This window comes from Arthrobacter sp. HMWF013, from assembly GCF_003061105.1.
Lineage (GTDB): Bacteria > Actinomycetota > Actinomycetes > Actinomycetales > Micrococcaceae > Arthrobacter.
Map to the genome: position 1 here is coordinate 1 of NZ_QAIQ01000578.1, position 1,409 is coordinate 1,409.

The window sequence follows — 1,409 nt, forward strand, 5'->3', positions numbered from 1 at the left end:
CCCTCATACAGTTCATATCTGCGCTTTAGGACATCGTGCAGGGGGCGGTCGGGTGCAGCCGGCAGGGTGACGGCGTGCTGTTCGAGAACTTCCAGCAGGCTGAGGAAGACCGTCCGCAGCACGACGTTCGGGGAGATGCCGGCGATACATGCCTGGAAGCGCCAGTTGCCGTGGAGAAACGTGGGTATATCGTCAACGGCCATGGCCTGCTTCATGGCCTCCAGCTCGTTCCGCATTTCCAGAATGTCGGCAGCCGACGAGTGAAGCAGGGCGTCCTCAAGCACCAGAGGATCCAGGGCATTGCGCATGCGTTGGACGTCCGCGACGATGTGTTCGCTGTCGTCGATCGCGAGGATCTGGTTTCCGAGCTTGACCAGAGGAGCCTGCTGGGCCGCAAAGATCCCGCCGCCCGGACCTCGGCGCAGAGTGACGTAGCCCCGGGCCTGGGCAATCTTCAGTGCTTCATTAAAGGTTCCAATGGATACCGAGCAAAGCTTCCACAGCTCGTTTTTGCTACCCAGACGCTCCCCTTGGCCGGCACGGGCAGCCAGTTCCTGAAGGCGGTTGGCCGCCATCATTGCCCGGTTGGCGGGCTCCTGGGTAGCTGCCCCCTGCTGGTAGTCCCCCGCCCGCCACAGTTCGCGACTGAGAGCGGGACCCTCACTCATCTCGGCCTGCGGCGTCGTCACAATTTCCTCCTAAAAATAGATCACGATCATCGTATCGCAAACCCTTGACACATGACGTGGATCACATGCAGAATAAACGCATTGATCACGATCTATTAGGAGAACTGATGCAGACACAGACGCAGTTCCGGGACTTGCGGGCAGCGGTGCCCTCACCGGTAACCATCGTCACGACCGACGGTGAGGACGGCCCTGCAGGGGCGACGGTGAGCGCGTTCATGCCGCTGTCACTGGAGCCCCACTTGATCCTCTTGGCTCTGGAGAACCGGTCCAATGTGCTGCGGAGGATCTGCCGGGAAGGCCGCTTTGCGGTCAACATCCTGGCTCAGCATCAGCCCGAGCTGGCGTTGACGTTCGGAGGCAGGGGCGAGGACAAGTTCGAGCAGGCTGAGTGGCACTATGACCACGGATTGCCACGCCTTGAGGGCACTGCCGGCTGGCTCGCCTGCGAACTCTACGACGTCGTTTCCGGCGGCGACCACACCATCCTGATAGGCGCGGTGCAGCATGCTGCCGGTTCCCAGAAGGCCCCCATGGTTTACAGCCACCGCCTCTTCGGCACCCATTCCGAATTCGCCAGGCGCCCCCGCCGCCCCATCGTGGATCACGTCGCGGCCTGCGCCCGCTGACTCAGACAACCCAAACCCCGTTGTTGAACACCACTCAATGAAGAGAGAAAAAGAAATGACCGCCATTGCAGAACCCATCACTGCCCCGGAC

2 protein-coding genes are annotated in these 1,409 nt (G+C 61.5%); one reads left to right on the plus strand and one right to left on the minus strand.

Going from position 1 to position 1,409, the window contains the following annotated elements:
• Positions 1-689: FadR/GntR family transcriptional regulator (locus tag DBR22_RS19735; RefSeq protein ID WP_146187586.1), on the minus strand; the 689-nt coding region annotated here is incomplete at its 3' end.
• Positions 690-796: 107 nt separating this feature from the next.
• Here DBR22_RS19735 and DBR22_RS19740 point away from each other — a divergent pair.
• Complete coding sequence (locus DBR22_RS19740; RefSeq protein WP_108600401.1) at positions 797-1,318, plus strand: flavin reductase family protein; 522 nt, start codon at positions 797-799, stop codon at positions 1,316-1,318.
• The last annotated feature ends 91 nt before the right edge of the window (positions 1,319-1,409 follow it).